The organism is Pseudomonas sp. SDO5271_S396 (assembly GCF_054071795.1).
Genome location: NZ_JBSVWB010000003.1, coordinates 70475 through 94145 on the forward strand (window position 1 = coordinate 70475; position 23671 = coordinate 94145).

Annotated in this window: 24 protein-coding genes; 15 read left to right on the forward strand and 9 right to left on the reverse strand. The window is 59.2% G+C overall.

The annotated features are described in order from the left end of the window. Positions 1-3 precede the first annotated feature (3 nt). Positions 4-891 carry a proline iminopeptidase-family hydrolase gene (locus tag ACW9IN_RS03435; protein ID WP_457364547.1) on the reverse strand — a complete coding sequence of 296 codons (888 nt, stop codon included), beginning with the start codon at positions 889-891 and terminating at the stop codon, positions 4-6. 183 nt (positions 892-1074) lie between these two features. Here ACW9IN_RS03435 and ACW9IN_RS03440 point away from each other — a divergent pair, with 183 nt between their 5' ends. Together ACW9IN_RS03440 and ACW9IN_RS03445 are read left to right on the forward strand one after the other, a co-directional pair. After that, positions 1075-1839 carry a LuxR family transcriptional regulator gene (locus ACW9IN_RS03440; protein WP_457364548.1) on the forward strand — a complete coding sequence of 255 codons (765 nt, stop codon included), beginning with the start codon at positions 1075-1077 and terminating at the stop codon, positions 1837-1839. 93 nt (positions 1840-1932) lie between these two features. Continuing rightward, on the forward strand, positions 1933-2865 hold the full coding sequence (locus tag ACW9IN_RS03445) for a proline iminopeptidase-family hydrolase (RefSeq protein WP_457364549.1): 933 nt from the start codon (positions 1933-1935) through the stop codon (positions 2863-2865). A gap of 53 nt (positions 2866-2918) precedes the next feature. Here ACW9IN_RS03445 and ACW9IN_RS03450 read toward each other — a convergent pair whose 3' ends face one another. Next, positions 2919-4421 carry a nucleobase:cation symporter-2 family protein gene (locus ACW9IN_RS03450; RefSeq protein ID WP_457364550.1) on the reverse strand — a complete coding sequence of 501 codons (1503 nt, stop codon included), beginning with the start codon at positions 4419-4421 and terminating at the stop codon, positions 2919-2921. A gap of 171 nt (positions 4422-4592) precedes the next feature. Between ACW9IN_RS03450 and ACW9IN_RS03455 the strand changes: the two genes are divergently transcribed. Next, on the forward strand, positions 4593-5543 hold the full coding sequence (locus ACW9IN_RS03455; RefSeq protein WP_457364551.1) for a LysR family transcriptional regulator: 951 nt from the start codon (positions 4593-4595) through the stop codon (positions 5541-5543). Between the two features lie 143 nt (positions 5544-5686). Next, on the forward strand, positions 5687-6520 hold the full coding sequence (locus ACW9IN_RS03460; RefSeq protein WP_457364552.1) for a nucleoside-binding protein: 834 nt from the start codon (positions 5687-5689) through the stop codon (positions 6518-6520). A gap of 123 nt (positions 6521-6643) precedes the next feature. On the opposite strand, the gene ACW9IN_RS03465 is transcribed toward ACW9IN_RS03460, so the two are convergent. Beyond that, positions 6644-7813 (reverse strand): acetylornithine/succinylornithine family transaminase, encoded by a 1170-nt coding sequence (locus ACW9IN_RS03465; RefSeq protein ID WP_457364553.1) that lies wholly within the window; start codon positions 7811-7813, stop codon positions 6644-6646. Between the two features lie 102 nt (positions 7814-7915). Here ACW9IN_RS03465 and ACW9IN_RS03470 point away from each other — a divergent pair, with 102 nt between their 5' ends. After that, positions 7916-8821, forward strand: a complete 906-nt coding sequence (locus tag ACW9IN_RS03470) for a LysR family transcriptional regulator (protein WP_457364554.1) — start codon at positions 7916-7918, stop codon at positions 8819-8821. On the opposite strand, the gene ACW9IN_RS03475 is transcribed toward ACW9IN_RS03470, so the two are convergent. Both ACW9IN_RS03475 and fabV read right to left on the reverse strand, forming a co-directional pair. Then, the gene (locus tag ACW9IN_RS03475) at positions 8818-9441 is read right to left on the reverse strand and encodes an HAD family hydrolase (protein ID WP_457364555.1); all 624 of its coding nucleotides are present in this window, start codon (positions 9439-9441) and stop codon (positions 8818-8820) included. The genes ACW9IN_RS03470 and ACW9IN_RS03475 overlap by 4 nt on opposite strands. Positions 9442-9640: 199 nt before the next feature. Further along, on the reverse strand, positions 9641-10834 hold the full coding sequence (fabV, locus tag ACW9IN_RS03480) for an enoyl-ACP reductase FabV (protein WP_457364556.1): 1194 nt from the start codon (positions 10832-10834) through the stop codon (positions 9641-9643). Between the two features lie 293 nt (positions 10835-11127). Here fabV and ACW9IN_RS03485 point away from each other — a divergent pair, with 293 nt between their 5' ends. Then, on the forward strand, positions 11128-11952 hold the full coding sequence (locus tag ACW9IN_RS03485) for an aspartyl/asparaginyl beta-hydroxylase domain-containing protein (RefSeq protein WP_457364557.1): 825 nt from the start codon (positions 11128-11130) through the stop codon (positions 11950-11952). Positions 11953-12102: 150 nt separating this feature from the next. Further along, complete coding sequence (gene ppnN / locus ACW9IN_RS03490) at positions 12103-13476, forward strand: nucleotide 5'-monophosphate nucleosidase PpnN (protein WP_457364558.1); 1374 nt, start codon at positions 12103-12105, stop codon at positions 13474-13476. 1 nt (position 13477) lies between these two features. Here the strand turns inward: ppnN and ACW9IN_RS03495 are convergent, their stop codons facing one another. After that, positions 13478-13870 carry a RidA family protein gene (locus ACW9IN_RS03495; RefSeq protein ID WP_457364559.1) on the reverse strand — a complete coding sequence of 131 codons (393 nt, stop codon included), beginning with the start codon at positions 13868-13870 and terminating at the stop codon, positions 13478-13480. Between the two features lie 155 nt (positions 13871-14025). On the opposite strand from ACW9IN_RS03495, the gene ACW9IN_RS03500 reads away from it, so the two are divergent. The 3 genes from ACW9IN_RS03500 to ACW9IN_RS03510 all read left to right on the forward strand — a co-directional run bounded on the left by ACW9IN_RS03500 (position 14026) and on the right by ACW9IN_RS03510 (position 15120). After that, complete coding sequence (locus tag ACW9IN_RS03500; protein ID WP_457364560.1) at positions 14026-14283, forward strand: AbrB/MazE/SpoVT family DNA-binding domain-containing protein; 258 nt, start codon at positions 14026-14028, stop codon at positions 14281-14283. Continuing rightward, entirely contained in the window at positions 14280-14675 is a 396-nt protein-coding gene (locus ACW9IN_RS03505) for a PIN domain-containing protein (RefSeq protein ID WP_457364561.1), read from the forward strand. The genes ACW9IN_RS03500 and ACW9IN_RS03505 overlap by 4 nt, the downstream gene beginning before the upstream one ends. 70 nt (positions 14676-14745) lie before the next feature. Further along, the gene (locus ACW9IN_RS03510) at positions 14746-15120 is read left to right on the forward strand and encodes a hypothetical protein (protein ID WP_457364562.1); all 375 of its coding nucleotides are present in this window, start codon (positions 14746-14748) and stop codon (positions 15118-15120) included. Between the two features lie 7 nt (positions 15121-15127). Here the strand turns inward: ACW9IN_RS03510 and ACW9IN_RS03515 are convergent, their stop codons facing one another. Beyond that, entirely contained in the window at positions 15128-16027 is a 900-nt protein-coding gene (locus ACW9IN_RS03515) for a DMT family transporter (RefSeq protein WP_457364563.1), read from the reverse strand. 98 nt (positions 16028-16125) lie between these two features. Between ACW9IN_RS03515 and ACW9IN_RS03520 the strand changes: the two genes are divergently transcribed. Further along, positions 16126-16974, forward strand: a complete 849-nt coding sequence (locus ACW9IN_RS03520; protein WP_457364564.1) for a LysR family transcriptional regulator — start codon at positions 16126-16128, stop codon at positions 16972-16974. Positions 16975-17041: 67 nt separating this feature from the next. Here ACW9IN_RS03520 and mqo read toward each other — a convergent pair whose 3' ends face one another. Beyond that, positions 17042-18688: a malate dehydrogenase (quinone) gene (gene mqo / locus ACW9IN_RS03525; RefSeq protein WP_457364565.1), complete on the reverse strand. Its 1647-nt coding sequence runs from the start codon at positions 18686-18688 to the stop codon at positions 17042-17044. A gap of 482 nt (positions 18689-19170) precedes the next feature. Between mqo and ACW9IN_RS03530 the strand changes: the two genes are divergently transcribed. From ACW9IN_RS03530 to ACW9IN_RS03540, 3 genes are all read left to right on the forward strand, one after another. Continuing rightward, positions 19171-20358: an MFS transporter gene (locus tag ACW9IN_RS03530; protein WP_457364566.1), complete on the forward strand. Its 1188-nt coding sequence runs from the start codon at positions 19171-19173 to the stop codon at positions 20356-20358. Positions 20359-20446: 88 nt separating this feature from the next. After that, positions 20447-21085 carry a LysE family translocator gene (locus tag ACW9IN_RS03535; protein WP_457364567.1) on the forward strand — a complete coding sequence of 213 codons (639 nt, stop codon included), beginning with the start codon at positions 20447-20449 and terminating at the stop codon, positions 21083-21085. A 325-nt stretch (positions 21086-21410) separates the two neighbouring features. Continuing rightward, positions 21411-22061, forward strand: coding sequence for a Wzz/FepE/Etk N-terminal domain-containing protein (locus ACW9IN_RS03540; RefSeq protein ID WP_457364568.1), 651 nt, complete (start codon positions 21411-21413; stop codon positions 22059-22061). Positions 22062-22132: 71 nt separating this feature from the next. Here the strand turns inward: ACW9IN_RS03540 and ACW9IN_RS03545 are convergent, their stop codons facing one another. Then, positions 22133-22354: a hypothetical protein gene (locus ACW9IN_RS03545; RefSeq protein WP_457364569.1), complete on the reverse strand. Its 222-nt coding sequence runs from the start codon at positions 22352-22354 to the stop codon at positions 22133-22135. Positions 22355-22673: 319 nt separating this feature from the next. Here ACW9IN_RS03545 and ACW9IN_RS03550 point away from each other — a divergent pair, with 319 nt between their 5' ends. Beyond that, positions 22674-23657, forward strand: a complete 984-nt coding sequence (locus ACW9IN_RS03550) for a DUF1852 domain-containing protein (protein ID WP_457364570.1) — start codon at positions 22674-22676, stop codon at positions 23655-23657. The last annotated feature ends 14 nt before the right edge of the window (positions 23658-23671 follow it).

Here is a 23671-nt window from a genome sequence, read left to right on the forward strand (position 1 = left end):
CCGTCAGCCCCGGTGGCGAGCGAGAAAGTCCAGCAGCACCGGGAAATACGCCTGGGGTTCTTCATAAAACGGCATATGGCTGCTGTTGGGGAACACATGCAACTCGGCGTGGCGTGCCGCCAGCTTCATGCGCTGGGCGCAGGCCGGAGTGAGTTCGTCATGCTGGCCTGTGGTGATCAGGATCGGCATCTTGAACTCGGCCATCTCCTTGAGGCGGTTCCAGTCCTTGAGGTTGCCGATGTAGAGAAATTCGTTGGGGCCCTGCATGGTTTCGTAGGGCCCCATGTTCCAGTCGCCCAGGGAGCGTTTGACCGGCTCCGGCCACTCGTCCAGGCGACACACGTGGCGGTAGTTGAGCAAGGTGATCGCCGCCTGGTACTGCGGGTGATCCAGGGTGCCCATGGCCTCGTGGCGCTGCATCATGGCCACGGTCTCGCTGCCCAGGGCACCGCGCAGGCGTTCCAGCTCCCGGGACAGGTGTGGAATGTCGCCGACGGTGTTTTCGAGGATCAGGCTTTTCAGTGCATCGGGGTAATGAATGGCGTACTCGATACCGAGCCAGCCACCCCAGGAATGCCCGAGCAGGTGCACACGCCCCAGACCCAAGGCCTGGCGCACGGTTTCGACTTCTTCGACATAACGGCCGATTTCCCACAGGGAAACATCGGTGGGTCTGGCTGATGCGCCCGTGCCAAGCTGGTCGAATGCAACCACGCGCAGGTTGTGCGCCTTGAGCCAACCGTGGGCATCGCGCAAGTAGTCGCACGGCAGGCCCGGGCCACCGTTGAGGCACAACAGCACCTCGTCGCCTTCGCCAAAGCTGTAGGCCACGAGGTCATGGCCGTCGACTTGCACGGTGTACCGCTGGTCGGGAGCAATTTCACGCCACATGCATACATTCCTTGTCTTGTGTCGGCCTGGCAGGTAGCGGCCGTTTATCTGGCCAACACTACCGAGGATGCCGCGCGTCCATAACCTAGCATTTCTTATAGGTTTGGCCTGGCAGTCCTTCGCCGGGGCGTGGCATTCTACTTGCAGCAAGTCGAGATTCAAATGAATTCGGGAGCAGAACGGATGCTGGCCAAGCTGACCGCCTTCAACCACCGTCTGATGCCGGGCAGGAGCCTGGATGAACAGATGGACAACACCTTCATCCTTGCCCAGCAGTTGGGCTTCGATGCACTGGTGTACGACTACACGCCGGTGCCGATCGACCACGACGGTACCTTGATCACGCCCTCGGTACTGGAGTTGCGCAACACGCCGCCCGACTGGCATACCCTGTGGTGCAGCGAAGGGTTCTATCAGATCGACCCGGTGCAACACCTGGCCTTGAACAGCGTGTCCCCCTTTGTCTGGTCCTACGAAGCCAAGGCCGAGACCGCGCTGCAAAAGATCATCGACCCCTGCCACGCCCCGGTTTCCACTTACCTGCACGAGCAGCAACTGACCTGCGGCGTAAGCGTGCCCATCCATTTGCCCCGGGGCGGTTTCGCCTCACTGACCGGCCTGCGGACCGGCAAGGCGCGCACCGTGCTACAGGATGCCCAGCAGACGTTGTCGGACTTTTCTCTGATTACCCACGCCTTGCAGGAAGCGGCCTACCCCTTATTCAGCAAGGAACTGCGCGTCTATCCGCACATTCACCTGACCAAGCGCGAACGCGAATGCCTGAAATGGGCCGCCGAGGGCCTGACCGCTGCAGAAATCGCTGCGCAACTGAACCGGTCACTGGCGGTGGTCACCCTGCACCTGGCCTCGGCGATGCATAAACTGGGGGCCAAGAATCGCGTGCAAGCCGTGGTTCGCGCCACCCACTACCGTTTGCTCGAAGACTGACCCACCGACAAAAACCTAGCTGTTTTGCTAGTTACCTAAACCCTGTGTGCGGACTATGGTGTCCCTGATCCTTTTTTCAGCGCAGGGTACGAAATGGACTTCATCGAAAAAATCCGCGAAGGGTATGCGGCCTTCGGCGCCTACCATACCTGGTACCGCGTCACGGGCGATCTCAACACCGGCCGCACACCTCTGGTGGTCATCCATGGCGGCCCCGGCTGCACCCACGACTACGTCGACGCCTTCAAGGATGTCGCCGCCAGCGGTCATGCCGTGATCCATTACGACCAACTGGGCAATGGCCGCTCGACGCACCTGCCCGACAAAGACCCATCGTTCTGGACCGTCAACCTGTTCCTCGAAGAACTGAACAACCTGCTGGACCACCTGCAGATCAGCAACAATTACGCGATCCTCGGGCAGTCCTGGGGCGGCATGCTGGGCAGCGAGCACGCGATCCTGCAACCCCGGGGCCTGCGCGCGTTCATCCCGGCCAACTCCCCGACCTGCATGCGCACCTGGGTCAGCGAAGCCAATCGTCTGCGCAAATTGTTGCCCGCAGGCGTGCATGAAACCTTGCTCAAGCACGAAGCCGCCGGCACCTATCAAGACCCGGAATACCTCGCGGCGTCGCGGGTGTTCTACGACCAGCACGTGTGCCGGGTCAACCCGTGGCCGGACGAAGTGGCGCGCACCTTTGCCCAGGTCGACTCGGACCCGACGGTGTACCACGCCATGAGCGGACCGACCGAGTTCCATGTGATCGGCAGCTTGAAAGACTGGAACGTGATCGGCCGGCTGTCGGCGATCAACGTACCGACCCTGGTGATTTCCGGTCGACACGACGAAGCCACGCCACTGGTGGTCAAGCCGTTCCTGGATGAGATCGCGGATGTGCGCTGGGCGCTGTTCGAAGACTCCAGCCACATGCCCCATGTGGAAGAACGCCAGGCGTGCATGGGGACGGTGGTGAAGTTTCTGGATGAGGCCTGCTCGATGCCGTACCCAAAGCTTAAAGCTGGCTAAATCAAAATGTGGGAGCTGGCTTGCCTGCTCCCACATGGGTTTCTCAATCGGCTTTAGACTTCGGTGGTTTCAGGTTTCGCGGTCTTCCTTGATACATCAGCTACGAGTGGAATCTCCTTACCCTCAGCATCAAACAGCTTGCCGCCCCGGAAGTAATCCCCATCGCGCAACGCCGCCACATCGTGGAAGCACAGGCTGCGCTCGGTCCCCGCCACGAACACTGACTGCTGGTCCGAATTGCCGGCGGTGAAGTGGTTGAACGCCAGATTCAGCAGGATCGCCATGATCGCCGACGAACTGATGCCCGAGTGGAAAATGGTCGCGAACCAGCTGGGGAAGTGATCGTAGAAGCTCGGCGCTGCGATGGGGATCATGCCAAAACCGATGGACGTGGCGACGATGATCAAGTTCATGTTGTTGCGGTAATCCACCTTGGACAGGGTGCGAATGCCGCTCGCCGCCACGGTGCCGAACAACACGATCCCGGCACCGCCCAACACCGACGTCGGTACTGCCGCAATCACCCGTCCCATGAACGGCAGCAGGCCGAGCACCACCAGGAATACCCCGCCCGTCGCCACCACGAAGCGGCTTTTCACCCCGGTCACCGCCACCAGCCCGACGTTCTGGGCGAACGCACTCTGGGTGAACGAACCGAAGATCGGCGCGAACATGCTCGACAGCATATCGGCGCGCAAGCCGTTGCCCAGGCGCTTGGAGTCGACTTTAGTGTCGATGATCTCACCCACCGCCAGAATGTCCGCCGAGGTCTCCACCAACGTCACCATCACCACAATGCACATGGAAATGATCGCCGCCACATGGAAGGTCGGCATGCCGAAATGGAAGGGCGTGGGAAAGCCGAACATCGGTCCCTGGATGACACCGGAGAAATCGGCCATGCCCAGGAATACCGCGATCACGGTACCGATCACCATCGCCAGCAGGATCGACAACCGTGAGATGGTCGCGCTGCCAATCTTGCTCAACAGCAACACCAGCACCAGGGTCAGCGCCGCCAGGCCGATGTTCGGCATGCTGCCGAAATCCGCCGCGCGGCTGTTGCCGCCCATGGCCCAGCGCGCCGCGACGGGCATCAGGGTCAGGCCAATGGTGGTGATCACGATACCGGTCACCAGAGGTGGGAAAAACTTGGTGATCCGCGAGAACACGGGGGTGATCAGCAACCCGATCAGCGAAGCGGCCATCACCGCCCCAAGAATCGCCGGTACGCCACCAGCACCGTCGCTGCCGACAATCGCCACCATGGTCGCCACACCGGCAAACGACACGCCCTGCACCAGCGGCAACTGGCAGCCGAAGAACGGCAAACCCAGGGTTTGCAACAGGGTTGCCAGGCCGCCGGCGAACAACGACGCGGCAATCAGCAAGCCGATGTCCGCCGGCGACAAACCCGCCGCCTGACCGACGATCAACGGTACGGCCACGATACCGCCGTACATGGTGAGCACATGTTGCAGGCCGTAAGCCATGTTGGCCGCGACGCCGAGATTCTCATCTTCTGGCCGCTGCGGTGACGCCTTCGGGATAGTCATGGTGAGGGGTCTCTGTTTTTGTTGTGCGCTCACTGTATGCAAAGGAAAGATGGGATGTCCATAGAGTTGTATACAATCAATTTCACAATACAAGCATTACTAAAGTTACAAAAATCCATTCAGCCGCCCAGCCTTGTGGCTTGAAGCCTTGCGCAAAAGGACCTGAAAAAAATGCTCAATCGCAAGCTGCGCCTCCACGCCCCGGCCATCTACTACTTCGACATGGTGCGGCGCTGCCATTCGATCCGCGAGGCCGCGCGGCGCCTGAATGTCGCGTCATCGGCGGTGAACCGGCAGATCCTCAAACTGGAAGACGAGATGGGCGCGGCGCTGTTCGATCGCCTGCCCGGCGGACTGCGCGTCACCGCCGCCGGCGAGATACTCAGCCGTCACGTGACGCTGCTGTTGCAGGATGTTGAGCGCATGCGTGGCGAGTTGGATGGCTTGCACGGCGTGCAGACCGGGCACGTGGAGATCGCCACGGTGGAAGGGGCTGCCGTCGAACTGTTGCCGGCCGCCCTCAGGCGCATGCGCGAGCGCTATCCGAAGGTGACCATCGGCGTCACGGTGCAGGGTTCGCGCTCCATACCTGCCGCGGTGATTCAGGGCCAGGCCGACCTTGGCCTGGCGTTTGCCCTGCCCCGCAGCAGCGAAATCACACAGTTGTGTGTCGGGCATTTCCGCTTGGGCGCATTGATGACGCCGGCGCATGCGCTGGCTACGCAACTCCGTGTGAGCTACGGGCAGTGTTGTGAACATGGCGTGATCCAGGCCAAGAGCGAGCTGTCGGTGCACCATCTGATCGCGCCGTTGCATCGCCGCACAGCCAGTGGCCACAAACCGTTGCTGCACAGCAATTCCATGGAACTGGCGCGGCAACTGGTGCGCCAGCAACTGGGCATTGCCTTCCAGACCCGCATCGGCATCGAGGCTGACCTGGCGCGCGGTGAACTGCTGCACGTCCCACTGAGCGACCAGGGCGGGATCTTCAGTGACCTCGGCGTGTATGCCCGCAAAGACCGCGACCTGCCTGTTGCCGTACAGGCCCTGACCCACCTGCTGGGTGAGGAAATCGCCCTGCGCGAACGTGAGGAGTCGGCCTTGGCGCCTTGTATTTCCTGACTTTCAAGCTAGTTTTGCTGCTGCCATTTCGGCATCGGCCCAGGCGAGATTCTGTTCTTTGGCCCGCGCCGTCCTTGGGCGAATACTGCGCCCGGCGGCCCTTGCAGAACCGCCATGAGCCAAACGCCAAAGGAATCAGAACAATGAAAAAGGCATTGCACGGCGCAACCGTATTACTGTCACTGCTCGGCGGCGGGGAGGCCGTCGCAGTGGAGTGGATGAACAACAGCGTAGGATTTCGCTACGGCCAACAGTTCACCAATCCGAATAACCCCGATGACTTCAGCAAACGCATTTACAGCTTCACCCATGCCAGCGGCTACCGCTACGGCAGCAACTTTCTGAACCTCGATGTGTTCCTCTCCGACAGCCGCGACCCACGCAAGGGCACCGACCACGGAGGCAGCGAGGTGTATGCCGTCTACCGGCACCAGGTATATGCCTCGCGGGTGTTCGACATGCCGTTGGGCACTGGTCTGATCAAGGACTACGCCCTGACCCTGGGCTTCGACGCCAGCCGCAACAACAACCTTGCCTCGGCGAAAAAACGCGCGCTGGTGCTCGGCCCGACGCTGAAGTTCAACACCGTCGGCGTGCTGGACCTGAGCCTCTTGTATTACAAGGAAAAGAACCACACCGGCATTCCCGGCGCACAGGAGTCGAATCACACCTTCGACGATACCTACATGCTCAATCTGACCTGGATGCGCCCTTTCGAGATCGCCAATCACAGCGCGAGATTTCAGGGCTTCATCAATTACGTCGGGGAAAAAGGCGATGACTACCATGGTCGCGACACCGCACCGGAAGCGCTGATGCGCACCGCGCTGATGGTGGCGGTACGCCCGGGCACAAGCGTCAAGCCTAACCTTTACCTCGGTGTGGGTTACGAGTACTGGCACAACAAGTTCGGCGTGGACGGCGGGCGGGGTAGCCGCACGTCGACGCCGACGCTCAATATGGAAGTGACCTTTTAGGCCGCCGGTCAGCCCTTCATGCGTGGCCTGGGCACAGAACAGGCTGTCTCCGGCCTTGGCCTTGAAAATCACCCAGGTCGAATGTGGGAGCGAGCAAGCCCGCCCCCACAGTTTGATTGTGTTTCAATCCAATAGGCGGGTGATGGCTCTTACGATCATCTCCACTTCCTTGGTATCCAGGGTCAACGGCGGCAGCAGGCGGATGATCTTGCCCCGCGTCACATTGATCAGCAGGCCATGCTCCTGTGCTGCCCGCTGGGCCAGGTCGCGATAAGGACTGGCCAGCTCGATGCCGATCATCAGCCCCTGCCCACGAATCGCCAGAACCTGCGGATGCTCGCTCAATTCCACCCGCAAGCGCGACAGCAAGCGTTCGCCCTGTTGGGCGGCATTCTGCAACAGCCCCTGCTCTTCGATGATGTCCAGCACCGTACAGCCCACCCGACACGCCAACGGATTACCGCCGAAGGTGCTGCCGTGACTGCCCGGCGTAAACAACTGCGCCACCGCTGTCCGGGCCAGGCAGGCACCGATGGGCACTCCGTTGCCCAGGCCTTTGGCCAGTGTCATCACGTCCGGCACGATGCCCTCATGCTGGAAGGCAAACCAGGTGCCGGTGCGCCCGATACCGGTCTGGATTTCGTCGAGCATCAGCAGCCAGCCATGGCCCGTGCAATGCTCGCGCAGGGCTTTCAAATAACCCGGCGGCGCGGGTAGCACACCGCTTTCCCCCTGGATCGGCTCCAACAGGACGGCGGCGATGCGCGTGCCGAACTGTTGGGTGATAGCCTCCAGCGCGGCCAAATCACCAAAGCGCACTTTGACGAAATCTCCCGGCAGGCGCTGGAAACCCAACCGCACCGAGGGCCCGTCGCTGGCCGCCATGGTGCCGAGAGTGCGCCCGTGAAAGGCGTTTTCCATCACCACCACCAGCGGCTCTTCGATGTCTTTTTTCCAGCCATGCAGCCGGGCGAGTTTCAATGCCGTCTCGTTGGCTTCCGCGCCGGAGTTGTTGAAGAACGCACGGTCCAGGCCCGACAACTGCGTCAGCCGCTGCGCCAGGCGCCGCTGCCAGTCGATGCTGTAAAGATTGGAGGTGTGCAGCAGCAACCCCGCCTGCTCGCTGATGGCCGCCACCAATTTCGGGTGGGAGTGGCCGACATTGGTGACCGCCACACCGGCCACGGCATCGAGGTACTCGCGGCCACGCTGGTCCCACAGACGCGTGCCCAAGCCACGGGTAAAGCTCAGGTCCAGCGGTTGATAAGTGGTCATCAGACAGGCGGCAGTCATGGCGGCAGGCTCCGGTTTTCGTTTGGGTGGGTGCAGTATCGTTAACCACCCCGGATGGATAAACTGCGCATTCCTGCAATGACTTTAAATAAGGGCTTGATAATGGATCTGTTCCAGGCGATGTCGGTTTACGTGAAAGTGGTCGAAACCGGCAGCATGACCGCTGCAGCGCTGGAATGCGGAATGTCGACCACCATGGTCGGCAACCACCTGCGTGCGCTTGAACAACGGCTGGGGGTCAGCCTGCTCAAGCGCACCACGCGCAAACAAAGCCTCACCGAGTTTGGCGGGCAGTATTATCAGCGCTGCCTGGAAGTGCTGGGCCTGGTGGCCGACTCTGAACGGCTGGCCGAGCAGACCCACAGCGAAATCCCCAAAGGCAACCTGCGCATCACCGCGCCACCGGTGTTCGGCACCGAACGCCTGATGCCGGCCTTGAGCGAGTTTTCCCGGCGCTTCCCGCTTATCAATTTGTACGTGGTGTTGAGCAATGAACGGATGGACCTGGTCGACAGCGACTTCGACGTGGCGATCCGTCTTGGCGAACTGGAAACCTCCAGCTTGATCGCCAGGCCCATGCAGGCCTACACCCTTACCCTCTGCGCGTCGCCTGAGTACCTGGCGCGACGCGGCACGCCGTCGAAGCCCGATGACCTGAAACAGCACGACTGCCTGGCGTTCGCTTACCCGGCGAACGATAACTGGCGCGACACCGGCAAACTGTGGCGCATGAGCGGCGATGAGGGCGACGTAGAGGTTCCGGTATCCGGCTCACTGACCATCAACAGTTCGCAAGGCTTGCGGCAGGCGGCGGTCAACGGCATGGGCATCATCATGCTGGCCGATGCCCTGGTACAGCCGGACCTGGAGAGCGGCAAGCTGGTGGCTTTGTTGACGTCCTACAAACTCCCCAGCCGGCCCATGCACCTGCTCTATCGCCAGGACCGTTACCGCCTGCCCAAACTGCGCGCATTCGTGGACTTCGCGATGGAGACGTGGGCGCTTTAGAACGCCACACCCAACTCACGCAAGCGCGCAGCGGTGCGCTCGGCTGATACATGGTGAATACCCTGCCAGCCGAGGGCCACGGCGGCTTCGATATTACCGGCCACATCGTCGATGAACACGACTTCTGCGGCTTGGATATCCGGCAGGTGGGCGCGTACCTGATCGAGGCTGGCGTGATAGATCGCGGGGTCCGGTTTGATCAGCTTCAACTCGCCCGACACGACGATATCGCGAAAGCGCTGCAGGAACGGGTAGTTGGCCCGGGCGTACGGGAAGGTTTCGGCGGACCAGTTGGTGAGCCCGAACAAGGGCATGCCGGCCTGATGCAGGGCTTCAAGGATCGCCACCCCTTCCGGCAACGGGCCGCGCAGCATTTCATGCCAGCGGTCGTAATAGGACTGGATCAAGGCTTCATGTTGAGGGTATTGGGTGATCAGGCTGCGGGTGCCGTCAGCCAGGGTGCGACCGGCATCTTGCTCGGTGTTCCAGGCCTGGGTACAGATAGTGTCGAGAAACCATTGCCGTTCGTGATCGTCGGCAATCAGCTTGCGATACAGGTGCTGCGGGCTCCAATCGAACAGAACACCGCCGAAATCAAAAACTACTGCACGAATCGTCATCAGATCCTCCGTTAGCGTGAGTGATAGCGCTGGGAGTCTGGCAGATTGTGAGGGTCGCCGGGAGCGCGATGGCGTGTAGGAAGGTTCCTGAGCGTTACACAATACAAATGTGGGAGCGGGCTTTTGTGGGAGCCGGGCTTGCCCGCGATAGCATCGCAGGCAGCTCCCACAAAAGTCTTCATCTATTGTGAAGCGCGCTTCAGGCCTGAATCAGGCCATTGATCTTCACGGTCGGATTGACGTCGGCATCGTAATCCACGCCATCGACTTCAAAGCCGAACAAACGCAGGAACTCAGCCTTGTAGCCGGCAAAGTCGCTGATTTCGTTGACGTTGTCGTCGGTCACCTGGTTCCACAGGGCCGCCACGGCATCCTGGACTTTCGGCTCCAGCTCGGCCAGGTCGGCGCGCAAGCGGCCATCGGCGTCCAGCTTTGGCTCGCTGCCGTACAGGCTGTCCTTGAACAGGCCGTAGACCTGCTCGATGCAGCCTTCGTGGGTGCCCTGCTCTTTCATCACTTTGAACAGCAGCGACAGGTACAGCGGCATGATCGGGATCGCCGAGCTGGCCTGGGTGACCACGGCCTTGAGCACCGACACACGGGCGTCGCCCTTGAACGCCGCGAGGTTGTCACGCAGGGTCAGGACTTTTTTATCCAGGTCTTTCTTGGCTTCGCCAATGGAGCCGTTCCAGTAGATGTCCTGGGTCAGCTTCTCGCCGAGGTAGGTGAACGCGGTGGTCTTGGCACCTTCGGCCAGGACGTCGGCGTCACGCAGGGCGTCGATCCACAACTGCCAGTCTTCGCCACCCATCACTTTGACGGTGCCGTCGATTTCTTCCTGGGTCGCCGGCTCCAGGGTCGTGTCGACCACGACGCCCTTGTCGGTGTTGATACCGCGCAGGGTCACGGACTTGCCGATCGGCTTGAGGGTGGAGTTGTGCACCACGCCTTGCGGGTCGGTACGGCGTGGCGCGGCCAGGCTGTAGACCACCAGGTCGATCTTGCCCAGGTCTTTCTTGATGGTTTCGATGGTCAGGCGCTTGATCTCGTCGGAAAACGCGTCGCCGTTGATGCTTTTGGCGTACAGGCCTTTTTCGACGGCAAACTTCTCGAACGCGGCACTGTTGTACCAGCCGGCCGAGCTCAACTTGCCCTCTTCGCCTTCTTTCTCAAAAAACACGCCCAGGGTGTCGGCGCCGCAGCCAAACGCAGCACTGATGCGCGCGGCCAGGCCGTAGCCGGTGGAAGCACCCAGGACCAGTACTTTCTTCGGGCCGCCTGCGATGGCGCCGTGTTGCGTCACGTAGTCGATCTGTTCCTTGACGTTCGCCTCACAGCCAACAGGGTGAGCGGTCACACAGATAAAGCCACGAACCCGCGGTTTGATGATCATAAAATTTCTGCCTCTTCCAAGGTGCCGAAGGCCAGTGGTGGCCATTCAACTTCAATCGTACCGGTCTATGACGTCCGAAAAAACGAAGCGTCACGATAGTCGCAAATCTTCTGTTTACAAAATTCAATCCATTCCGGGCTTTTTGTGACACTTGAGCTAACGTGCAGGCCACAAACGTAAAATTTTGTTCAACGTCTTCACAATTTCGCAATATTTAAAACGCCCGGCGCGGCAATAACCCCCTATCATAGCGACTTTGTTTCGAATTATTTCGCGCTCCGGAGCCGAGTTTCATGAGTAAAAGCGCTGTTCGCAAAAAACTGGTTTCCGCCGCGTGGGCGCTGGGTGTCCTGCTGGTCATTTACTGCTTTCCCCGCACGACCCTCGGGTTTCTGCTGCTTGTAGTGGTGTGCGGCATTTACGACTTCCTGCGCAATGGCCTGTACGACCGCGACACTCTCAAGAAATACTTCATCGGCAATGGCCGTAACACTTGGTTGCTGGCGCCGTTCAACACCCTGTTCGACCTGGTGAGCAGCCGCAACCGCCATGTGTATACGATGGCCGACCTGCCGACCGCCTGGCGCAAGGACCTGCAACAGGTGATCGACGACGCCATGGCGCACAAGGATGAAATCATCGGTTATCTCGATGAGCGCATGGCCGAGAAGAAGCGCGGAATGCTGTTTTTCCAGTGGTACGGTCGCCCCATCGAGACCACTCTGGATATTCCACGGCTGCGGGAAAAACTGCCATTCGTGAAAACCATCGGCGTATCGGTCTTCAACGAAAACCGCTCCACTTCTTTTCACTTCGGCCCGCTGCGCATGATGTTCCGCGTGCTCTACAACATGGCGCCAGCCCCCCATCACGAGGGCGTCTACATTCAGGTAGGCAAGCACAAGCACTACTGGCACGACGACCCACTGTTCATTTTCGACGACACGCTGATGCACGCGTCCTTCAACAAAAATGACGCCAAGCGCTACTGCCTGTTTATCGATATCGTCCGCCCGACTCCATTGCCGTCGATTCTCAATGCGGTTATTGCGGGCTTTGCCGGCCTGGTGTTTACCCTGCGTCGGGTTTTCTACAAAAACTGGAAGCTGATTCAGTAAGTTCTGCGGCATGATGGGGGTGGACGGTGTTTGCGCTCGGCCTTGTACCTGAGGTAAATAACCGTCTCGTGCGACCGAACTCGGCGCCCACTCTTCCAGAGCCATTGCGGCCCTTTACCGGTGCAATGGCTGTGCTTTCAAGGAATCAGAATGCCCCAACGCCAAGTCATCAATGCCTCCGTCAGCCCCAAGGGCAGCCTCGAAACCCTCTCCCAGCGTGAAGTGCAACAACTGAGCGAAGCCGGCACCGGCAGCATCTACACCCTGTTCCGCCAGTGCGCCCTGGCGATCCTCAATACTGGCGCGCATATCGATAACGCCAAGACCATCCTCGACGCCTATAAAGACTTCGAAGTGCGCATCCACCAGCAGGATCGCGGCGTGCGCCTGGAACTGCTGAACGCGCCTGCCGACGCATTCGTCGATGGCGAAATGATCGCCAGTACCCGCGAGATGCTGTTCAGCGCCCTGCGCGATATCGTCTACACCGAGAACGAGCTGGACAGCCAGCGCATCGATCTGAGCAACTCCCAGGGCATCACCGACTACGTGTTCCACCTGCTGCGCAACGCCCGCACGCTGCGCCCCGGTGTAGAGCCGAAGATCGTGGTGTGCTGGGGCGGCCACTCGATCAACACCGAAGAATACAAATACACCAAGAAGGTCGGCCACGAATTGGGCCTGCGCAGCCTTGACGTGTGCACTGGCTGCGGCCCGGGCGTGATGAAAGGTCCGATGAAAGGCGCGACCATTTCCCACGCCAAACAACGCATCACCGGCGGTCGCTACCTGGGCCTGACCGAACCGGGCATCATCGCTGCCGAGGCACCGAACCCGATCGTCAACGAACTGGTCATCCTGCCGGATATCGAAAAACGCCTGGAAGCCTTCGTGCGTGTCGGCCACGGCATCATCATCTTCCCTGGCGGCGCCGGCACGGCCGAAGAATTCCTTTATCTGCTGGGCATCCTGATGCACCCGGACAACCGCGACCTGCCGTTCCCGGTCGTCCTGACCGGACCGAAGCACGCCGCGCCATACCTGCAGCAACTGCACGCGTTCGTCGGCGCCACCCTGGGCGAAGCGGCGCAGGCGCACTACCAGATCATCATCGATGACCCGGCCGAAGTGGCGCGCCAGATGACCGCCGGCCTGAAGGCGGTGAAGCAATTCCGTCGTGAGCGCAACGACGCGTTCCACTTCAACTGGCTGCTGAAGATCGACGAGGGCTTCCAGCGCCCGTTCGACCCGACACACGCCAACATGGCCAGCCTGCAACTGAGCCACGCCCTGCCCCCGCACGAACTGGCGGCCAACCTGCGCCGTGCGTTCTCCGGGATTGTGGCGGGCAACGTCAAGGACAAGGGCATTCGCCTGATCGAACAGCACGGCCCGTATGAGATCCACGGCGACCCCGCCATCATGAAGCCACTGGATGAACTGCTACAGGCGTTCGTCGCCCAGCACCGCATGAAACTGCCGGGCGGTGCGGCGTATGTACCGTGCTACCGAGTGGTGCAATAAATCAGCGTTGCACCGCCACACATTTGATTTCCACCAGCAGACCGGGGTGTGCCAGTTCGGACACCCCGATCGTGGTCCAGGCGCAATGTCCGCGTGGGAACAGACGGTTTTTCACCTCTCGAAAGACCGCCATGTGCCGGCTCATATCCACGTGATACGTGGTCATGTCCACCACATCGTCAAAGCTGCACCCTCCCTCCTCCAGCACTAGTCGCAGGTTCTCCCAGGCGGCGACGAATTGCGCCTCGGGGTCTTCGATCACGGCCAGTGCCGCTGTGCGGCCCACCTGCCCGGCACAGTAAAGCGTCTTGCCGACCTTGACGGCGGGCACGTAGCCGGCACGTTCGACGATGGCCTGCATGACGGGGGGAATGATGAGTTGGCGGTCAGTCATATGCTGTATCTCTTTGCAGGGGCATTCAGGCGTGTCGACGTCATTTGTCGGGCTATCTTTTTACCTGTTCCGACTCGCCCACACCAGAGAAGCCCCCTATGGACCAACGGATCTTGTCCTCCAGCATTCCTTACCCTAAGGTAAGGAGCATCACGATGGAGATATTCAATATGGCGACCGCCACACTGACCTCAAAAGGCCAAATCACCATTCCGGTTCAAGTCAGAACCGCTCTGGGCCTGGAAACCGGAGACCGCGTCGAGTTCGTAGAAACGGACGACGGCCGGTTTTCCATCATTGCCGCCAGCAAGACCGTGCACGACCTCAAGGGGTTGATCCGCAAACCTGCCCAGCCGGTGTCCATCGAGGACATGAACCGTGCAATTGCCGCACAGGGAGCCAAGGCAGGATGATCGGCCTGGACACCAATGTACTGGTTCGTTACGTCACTCAGGATGACCCGACCCAATCGCCCAAGGCCTGCGAGTTGATCGAGTCGCTCACTACGGCGTCGCCGGGTTTTGTCAGCCTGGTGTCCGTGGTGGAACTGGTCTGGGTTTTACAAAGTTGCTATCAGTCGGCCAAAAGCGACGTGATCAACGTTCTGGAGACGCTGTTGCGCACCCGGGAGCTGATCATCGAGCATGCCGAAATCGTCTGGCAGGCCTTGCGGCGGTTCACTTCCAACAAAGCCGACTTTGCAGACTGCCTGATCGAACGCTGCGCCCACGCGGCAGGGTGCAAGTACACGGCCACTTTCGACCTCGACGCTGCCAGGACCGCGGGCATGAAACGCCTCGCGTGAGTTCGGCGTTGCGGCTCAAGCCGGGCTTTGGTAAAAGTCGCGTTCAAACCTGATCAAGAGAACGACCCACGTGCGCGCGCTGCTTATCGCTGCCTTGACCACAACCTCAAGCCTGGCCAATGCCGACACGATTGCCTGGCCTGATTTGCCGCAAACCTGCTTTGTCAGCGGTCGCTCCGCTACCAGCACGGATGTGGACACCGGTTGCGCGGCGTTTTTGATCAATGTGAAAGGCCTGGCGGCAGGTACGCCGATCAAGCTGGACATCCCCCAGTATGCCCTGCATGTGGACGAAACCACCGGCAAGGAGACGCCGGTGATCATCATCCAGGCAGAAGAAAATGGTGATATCAAGGCGGTCGGCTACCGCGAGCTGGGCACCGACCAACTCGGTGCCGCACTGTTGCGGGAGGTTCGACTGTTGGGCACCCGGAAGCCGATCTAACGTGCAATCAGGAGGTGCAAAGCGCTCCACGTCGCGTCACCCGCACCAGCATCAACCCTGCGATCACCACGGCGATACCGGCATAGGTTGCGGGTTGAATCACATCGCCGAACAGCCACGCAGCCCACACCAGAGTGACCGGCGGCTCCAGATAGACCAAGGCCGCGACGTGCGTGGCGGTCATCGTTCGCAACAGCATCCACAGGCTCAGATAAGCGACGAAGGTGGAAAACACTGTCAGCCAGACGATCGAGACCAACATCTCGGTGGTATGGGGAATACTCAGCGTGCCGGTGCAGAGTACCGCCACGGTAAAACCCACCAGGCTCAACAGAGATTGAATGAACAGCGGCAACACCAGGCCTGTCTGCTCCGGTTGTACGGAGTGACGTTCGTACAGGGTCGCCAACGTCAGGCCCAGTGCTGACACCAGCGGCATCAGGTACATGAGCACTCCGACAGTCTGCCCTTCACTGCTGTATTGCCCGGCAATCACCACCGATACGCCAGCAAAGCTGATCAGCAGGCCCAACCATTGCCAGGCGCCACTGCGCTCAGTAGTACTGCGTGACGACAGCGCCGCGGTCATCAAGGGCTGCAGCGCAGCGATGATCGCCGCGATACCCGGCGGCAAGCCTTTTTGTATCGCCACATAGAGGCAACTCAGGTACAGGAATTGCGATAGAAAGCCGATCACCGCGTAATGGCGAATCTGCATCCATGACACCGTCCGCAACCGGTTATTCAAAAACACGCCCAGACACACCGTGACCAGCAGGAAGCGCCAGAACAGCAGGTTGAAGGCCTCGCCACCTTGCGTCCCCAGTTTGGCGCCGATATAGCCGGAACTCCACGACAGCACGAAGGCTGCCTGCAATGGCAACAGCCCCAGGGTGGATCGCTTCATGAGACCTCCAGTCGGTGTGAGTTGACTGGAAGGCTAAGGGCCTCACATCCTTGTGTATATTTGAATAACCTGCACCTATTATCCGTAAAAGTGAAATCATGACCCCTCGGCTGAATATTGAATTGCTCCGCACCTTCCATGCCGTGGCGCGCTTCCGTCGTTTCAACGAAGCGGCCGATCACGTGCACCGCAGTGCCTCGACCGTGACCACGCACATCCAGAAGCTGGAAGATCAGGTGGGCCAGCGACTGTTCAGCCGTAACAACCAGGGGGTGGAACTGACGCTCTTCGGCAAGAAACTGCTGGGAGACACCACGGAATTCCTAAAAAGTCACGACCGCCTGTTGATCGCTCTGATGCCTCAGCGCATGGAAGGGAAAATCCGCCTCGGCATCCCCGACACCTACGCCCCCGCCTTCATTCAAGCCTGCCTGCCGCGCTTGATCGCCGACAACCCGCTGCTCGAACTGGAAATCGAAGCCCGCACCAGCGGCGAACTACTGAAACTCTTCATCGCCAACCAACTCCATCTGACATTGACCGTCAGCGCACTGCCGCTGGAACAGGGCGAACGTCTGGGCCCGGTCCAGCCACTGTGGGTAGCCGCCGAAGGGTTCCATTGCGCCCCTCATGCACCGCTGCCGATCACCGTGCCGATCTCCGGCTGCCCGTACCGTGCAGCAGCGTTGCAAGCCCTCCAAGATCACGGCGTCTATCATCGGGTACTGATGGAAAGTCCCAACTCATCAGCCGTCGAAGCCTGTATTCGAAGTGGCGCCGCCATGGGCCTGATAGAAGAAAGCCGTATGGGCATGGGGCTTGTACCGGTCAGCGCAAAGTTCAACTTGCCAGCACTGCCGGAACATCATCTGTACCTGTTGTGCGACTCGAGTAACGCGCTGGCCCTGCACCTTTACGAGCAGGTCAAAAACGGCTTCACGCTCTGAATCAACCCCATGAAAAAGCCCGCTGACCGTTACCGGTTCAGCGGGCTTTTGTACATCGAGGTGTCGCTTACAGCGCCAGGTCGGACGCCGGCTTGCTCGGCTCAGCCGCAGGCTTGGCAGCCTCGGTGGCCTTTGGTGCAGCCATTTGCGGAATCACAGGCGGCGTGGGCAGTTGCAGGACTTCGGCGGTGTAGGCCCATTCCTTGGCAACCGCTTCCGGGCTGTCGTTCAGCTTGGTGCCGTAGCTCGGTACGATCTGGTGCAGCTTGGCCTGCCACTCAGGCGTCGCGACCTTGTCCTTGAACACTTTCTGCAGCACGGTCAGCATGATCGGAGCCGCGGTGGACGCGCCTGGCGATGCCCCCAACAGACCTGCGATGGTGTTATCGGCGGAGCTGACCACTTCGGTGCCGAGTTTCAGGACGCCGCCCTGCTCTTCGTCACGCTTGATGATCTGCACGCGCTGGCCGGCTTGCCACAGGCGCCAGTCGGATTGCTTGGCGTTCGGGAAGTATTCTTGCAGCGCCTTGAAGCGGTCGTCATCGGACAGCATCAGTTGGCCGGCGAGGTACTCGACCAGTGGGTATTCACGAATACCGACCTTGGTCATTGGCCAGATGTTGTGGGTGGTGGTGCTGGTCAGCAGGTCCAGGTACGAGCCTTCTTTCAGGAACTTGGTCGAGAAGGTCGCGAATGGGCCAAACAGGATCACGCGCTTGCCATCCAGCACGCGGGTGTCCAGGTGCGGAACCGACATCGGTGGCGCGCCAACCGAAGCCTTGCCGTAGGCCTTGGCCAGGTGTTGCTCGGCAACCGCTGGGTTATCGGTCACCAGGAACGAACCACCTACCGGGAAGCCAGCGTATTCCTTGGCTTCAGGAATACCCGACTTTTGCAGCAAGTGCAGTGCACCACCGCCAGCGCCGATGAACACGAACTTGGCGTCGGTTTCGGTCTTGGTGCCGTCCTTCAGGTTTTTGTAGCTCACACGCCACGAACCGTCGGCGTTCTTGGTGATGTCCTGCACTTCGCTCGACAGTTTCAGGTCGAACTTAGGCGTGGTCTGCAGGTGAGCGACGAACTGGCGGGTGATCTCGCCGAAGTTCATGTCGGTACCCAGCGGGCTCCAGGTAGCCGCGATTTTCTGGTTCGGGTCACGCCCTTCCATCATCAGCGGAACCCACTTGGCGATCTGCGCCGGGTCTTCGGAGTACTGCATGCCAGCGAACAGCGGACTGGCCTTCAGGGCTTCGTAGCGTTTTTTCAGGAACTTGATGTTGTCATCGCCCCACACGAAGCTCATGTGCGGTGTGGTGTTGATGAACGAACGCGGGTCCTTCAGCACGCCTTGGCGGACCTGCCAGGACCAGAACTGACGGGAGATCTGGAACGCTTCGTTGATCTCGACCGCTTTCGGGATCTCAACGTTGCCGTTCTTGTCTTCCGGGGTGTAGTTCAGTTCAGCCAGGGCGGAGTGACCGGTACCGGCGTTGTTCCAGCCGTTGGAGCTTTCTTCGGCCACGCCGTCGAGACGCTCGACCATCTCCATCGACCAGCCCGGCTCCAGCTCATTGAGCCAGACACCCAGCGTGGCACTCATGATGCCGCCGCCGATCAGCAGCACATCGACTTTCTTTGCCTCTGCCGCGTGAACGGACGTGATCCCCAGCGACAAAGCCAGCCCCAGCAGGGCAGTGTTTACTTTTTTAAACATCAGTAGCACCTATGATAAAACGCCATCCGCCCTACCGCCCCTGATCATGGGCAACCCGCCTTCACGCTGCGCCAGGCAACGCACCGTGGGGTGTGCACATTCATTCGGAAACCGCAGGGTGGGCACACAAGGCCGATGCATCGACCTCACTTTTATGTCCCTTCTGCGCTGACTTCTTATCATTATTGGCTTCAGCTACCTGGCCGACAGCCAACCGCCGGGACGTATACAGGTGTACGCACCGGGGAAAGACTAGACCAAGACGGCGCGCAGAATATCACGCCAAACAGCGTTTATGCTCCGTTTGGCCAATTGACAGCTCTAAATCGCGGGTTTTGCTCCACAGCTGTCAAGACCGACGGGCGCGACCTGGGGTCACAGCCCTGGAACGCTCAGGCAAAAGGCTGTTCTAGACACCCTTGCCGCAGCTTGCGTAGCATCGACGCCTCCTCCCCGTACCACCCTTCAATACAGAGCGATCCATGTCTATCCACCAAACACCGGGGCACGTACTGCCCGCGCGCAGCGCTGCCAAGATGGAAGCGGCCATGGCTGTGGGCGCCTTCGCGATCGGTACTGGCGAATTCGCCATCATGGGCCTGATGCCTGACATCGCTCATAACCTGAACCTGAGCGAGCCCCAGGTGGGCCATGCCATCAGCGCCTACGCCCTCGGCGTGATGGTCGGCGCGCCACTGCTGGCGATCCTGGGCGCCAAACTGCTGCGCAAGCATATGCTGCTGTTGCTGATGGGTTTGTATGCCCTGGGCAACTTCGCCACGGCCTTCACGCCGACCTTCGGCTCGCTGGTAGCCTTCCGTTTTATCAGCGGCCTGCCCCACGGCGCCTATTTCGGGATTGCCGCCGTGGTCGCGTCCAGCATGGTGCCCAACGACAAGCGCGCCGATGCGGTAGCGCGCGTGATGATGGGCCTGACCTTGGCGATGCTGCTGGGCAACCCCATCGCCACCTTCCTCGGCCAACACCTGGGCTGGCGCTCGGCGTTTGCACTGGTCAGCGTGATTGCCCTGTGCACGATCGCGCTGGTCTGGCAGTTCGTGCCGCACCGCCACGACGAACAACGCAGCGACCCGCGCAAGGAATTGCGCGCTTTTACCAAACCCCAGGTGTGGATGGCCCTGTCCATCGGTGCCATCGGTTTTGCCGGAATGTTCTGCGTCTTCAGCTACCTGGCGCCGACCATGCTGGAAGTGACCCGGGTTACCCCCCAATGGATTCCTTTTGGCCTGGCCGCATTTGGCATCGGCGGCATCATCGGCAACATCGCCGGTGGCAAGCTCTTCGACCGTTTGCAGTTCCGTGCGGTGGGTTTGATCCTGGTGTGGTCAATGGCGGTATTGCTGTTCTTCCCCTTCGCGGCAGCCTCACTCTGGGGCGTGCTGCTGAGCATGGGGCTGGTCGGTACGATGGTCGCACTGGCCGCCCCCTTGCAGATCCGCCTGATGGATATCGCCCATGAAGCCCCGAGCCTGGCGGCGGCATCCAACCACGCCGCATTCAACCTGGCCAACGCGCTGGGGCCATGGTTTGGCGGAATGGCGATTACCGCCGGGCTGGGCTGGACCAGCACCGGCTACATCGGCGCGGCGACAGCGCTGGTGGGGCTGGGCCTCTACGTGATGGCGCGACGCATGAAAGGCGGGCATTGATCGCAGGGAATAAACCCGGGCCCTGAACTGTTGTGCTGTTGAGACATCTTTATCCCCAACTCACGCAGCACAAAAAGAAGGGCTTTCCATGGATATCACCCTCCCCCTGCTCAGCATCCTCGGCGCCATCGCAGTCGGCGCCGCCAGCCCCGGTCCCAGCTTCGTCTTCGTCACCCGCACCGCCATCGCCCTCTCTCGCCGTGACGCACTGGCAGCTGCCATGGGCATGGGTGTTGGCGGCGTGGTATATGGCGGGCTGGGTCTGCTCGGGCTGCAAACCCTGCTCGCCCAGGCGCAGTGGTTGTACGTGATCCTGAAAATCCTTGGCGGCGCCTACCTGGTATGGCTCGCCGTGCAACTGTGGCGTTCGGCCAAAAGCCCGATCGTCGTGCCCACCACCGCCGATGGCCGCCCACAGAGCGTGCGCAAATCTTTCTCCCTGGCTGCCGTGACACAGTTGAGCAACCCCAAGGCGGCGATTGTCTACGGCAGTATCTTCGCGGCGTTTTTACCGGCCAATCCACCGGTTTGGACCTTTGCCGTGCTGTTGCCGGCGATTTTCGCCATTGAAGCGGGTTGGTACACGGTGGTGGCACTGGCGTTTTCGTCCGAGCGTCCACGTGCGCTGTATCTGCGCTCCAAGCATTGGTTTGATCGCACGGCAGGCGTGGTGATGGGTGCGTTAGGGGTTCGGTTGATTTTGGGTTCGAGCGCTGTCCAAGCCTGAAACTTCCCACAGCAAACAGACAATTACCCTACAGCAAGTAAGATCGACACCGACTGAAGCAACGTGATATCGCAATGCCACCAACTTTTATTGTTGGCGGCAAAGGCGTGGGCAACTGCTCAGCGAGACAGGCATAAACAGACAGGTCGTCGGAACTTAATAATGCCCACTCAGGCGACTGCTATGCTGAGGTCTTCACAGCTAAACAGTGTGAGGCAAACGGAAAACTATCAAAAAGACAAGATCGCATCCGGATTGAATAAAATTCAACCCGCTCATGGACGAGTTTTAAAGCGCATATTTTTATACGACAAAAGGATTTTTTGTGCTGCCCTCAAACCACCCAAAAAGTAACGTCTCTGAAGATGAAATAGATTTGATGCCCTTTCTTCAGGCCTTGCTGCGAAACAAAATAGTCATCATCGCAACGACCATTGCGGGAGCCATAATCTCGTTGTCAATTCATGCATTATCACCTGAGCAATGGACGGCTAGCACCTATCTCTCCAAACCTTCACTTCTAGCGCCTTATAATGAGGCTATTGCCTCAATTGAAAAACACACACTGTTAGAACCAAAAATATTGAGCACTCTGCAAAGCGATATATTTTATACCGCGATTGGGACGTTGACCGCCCACTCGGTCCACTTGAAACAGGTCATGCCTTCGTCCAGAAAAGACGATCCTGTTCTTTATATCGCGTCTTTCACAGCTGACACAAAAGAACTTGCCAAGGCCAAGTTAAACACCGCACTCAATCAAGCCAATAGCAATGCCCTGGCACTTAATCTCTCAACACCCCCCTCAGAGCACGGCCTTAAAGCCTTCAACCTCATTGACGATGTCAAAGTCATCAATAATGAAAATGCAAAAGCACTCACGCTCCTCGGGGCCGTCCTGGGCTTTATTCTTGGCAGCTCATGTGTGATCGCCAGCGTCCTGCTACGCCAATACAGGTCCGCCACTCAGCCGTAAACTGCACGGCTGGTTCATGCTGCCAGGGAGGGGGCGAGCGTATCGGGTTGCGTAGTAGCCTTGCGTCCAGGTCAGTCGTCCTTCAACAACCCGGAACCGTACTCACCATAACGACTACCGAGCCCACTGCCACCAAAGCTCATTTTGGTGGCCTTGTTGAGGATGTGGTCACCGAACGCCTGGCATCCTCCCGAAAAGCAAGGGTCACTACCCACACTCGACGAACCCGACGAGCACGCCTCAACTAGCAACACACTGGCGACCATTCCAACTTTGGCAAGATTCAAGATCATTTTTCAGTTTCCTGAGGGCTGAGGCATGGAATCCTCTCGTGGACAGGAGCCTAAACCTTAATGCCACGGGAAATGATGAAATTTCGTCCGGTCGCAGGATTGCAGAGGTTTGAAAGAGCGCTGCACCGCAAGCCAGGATGCCTGGTGACCTGCGCCGTCCCTTCATGAATATGACTAAAGATTTAGTGAAATCAATTCGTTTTCAGTCAACCCATGGCCCCGCCTAAAATGCCCGTCAATCTTAGAAAATAAGCCGCCAGGATAACAAAACAGCCTGCGCATTCAGGCGTTATCTCAGACATCAGGGTAGCCAATTACAATGAATACAGAATTTGCATTCACGATCAAAAGCACGAGTTTCGATGAAAACTATCATCCCTCGGACAACACACGCATTACGACCAATTTTGCGAATCTGGCCCGTGGCCAGAGTCGCCAAGAGAACTTGCGCAACACCTTGAAGATGATTGACAACCGCTTCAATGCGCTGGCGCATTGGGACAATCCCAAGGGTGACCGCTACACGGTTGAACTTGAAATCATCTCCATTGAAATGAAACTGGATGCCGATCGCAGCGACAAGGCGTTGCCTTTGATTGAAATATTGAAAACCAACATTGTCGATCGCAAAACAAACGAGCGTATCGAGGGCATGATCGGCAATAACTTCTCCTCCTACGTGCGAGACTATGATTTCAGCGTGCTATTGCTGGGGCACAACAAGAACCAGTCGACGTTCAGCACCCCTGAGAATTTTGGAGAGCTACACGGAAAACTGTTCAAGTGTTTCGTCAACTCCAATACCTATAAGGAGCACTTCAACAAGCCCCCGGTTATCTGCCTGAGCGTCTCGAGCAGCAAGACCTATCAACGCACTGAGAATCAGCACCCGGTACTCGGTGTTGAATACCAGCAGGATGATTACTCTCTGACCGATGAGTACTTCAAGAAGATGGGCTTGAAGGTGCGCTATTTCATGCCACCCAACAGCGTCGCTCCGCTGGCCTTTTACTTTGCCGGCGATTTGCTGGGTGACTACACGAACCTCGAGCTGATCAGCACCATCAGCACCATGGATACCTTCCAGAAGATCTACCGTCCCGAGATCTACAACGCGAACTCTGCAGCAGGAAAGTCCTATACACCGAGTTTGAAACACCAGGATTATTCGTTAACCCGAATTGTTTACGACCGCGAAGAGCGTAGCCGTCTGGCGGTCGAGCAAGGCGCGTTTGTCGAAGAGCACTTTATCAAGCCCTACCAGGCCACGCTTGAGCAGTGGTCCGCCCACTACGCGCTTTGACTCATTAAAAACAC